This window comes from Azospirillum terrae, from assembly GCF_053470425.1.
Map to the genome: position 1 here is coordinate 1 of NZ_JBPXMR010000062.1, position 785 is coordinate 785.

The following is a 785-nucleotide window of genomic DNA, read 5'->3' on the forward strand; positions in this document are numbered from 1 at the left end:
GCTCACGCGACGTCGGCGCGCATCTCGGCCTGACGCCGCGGCGCTATCAATCAGGTGAAACCGACGTCCAGGGAAAGATCAGCCGGTGCGGCGACGAACTGGCCCGAACCGCCCTGTATGAGGCGGCCCACACGCTGCTCGTCCGCTCCCGGAAATGGTCGAGCCTGCGGGCCTGGGGCATGAAAGTCGCCAAGACCCGCGGCATGGCCCGGGCGCGCGTTGCCGTTGCCCGCAAACTCGCGGTCATCCTGCATCGCATGTGGCAGGATGGCAGCGACTTCCGCTGGGGCAAGGAGGCCGTCGCCGCATGAGGATGTAGACACCCAACCGTCTTCGTCGGCCGCGACGAACCGGATCGTTCCCGTGGGGACGATGGGCGAGGCGATCTCGTTGAGAGTCCGGAACCGCCGGAAACCAGCCCGGCAGGTCGCGAAACAGCTTGAGACACCTCGCTCTCCTGACCCCATGATGCGGCGGCCATGGCGCCGACCGCGAAGAGAAGCGCGTGACCCAGGGGAACGGTCCTCCGTCCAGCCCGACCGCACACCAGTTCAGCACCGTGCTCGGGGCCGTCAAGGACGCGGTGCCCGCGCCGCTTCGCGGTGGCCTGCGGCCATCCTTGACCGCCCCTGCGCGCGACGCTCCGCTGATCTCAGGTCGGGGCGAAGGGATGGTCTGAACCGGTCGAACAAAGGGATAAGGGCACACGCGATACCAGCCGACATTATCGAAGAGCAGGCACGCTATCCGGCCTTGACCCCGTAACCCCAATCAGAGAAGACTCT

Annotated in this window: 1 protein-coding gene; it reads left to right on the top strand. The window is 66.9% G+C overall.

All coding sequences use genetic code 11. The features are described 5' to 3' along the window. Window positions 1–311: transposase (locus tag ACSVDD_RS29710; RefSeq protein WP_448193008.1), on the top strand; the 311-nt coding region annotated here is incomplete at its 5' end. Window positions 312–785 lie beyond the last annotated feature (474 nt).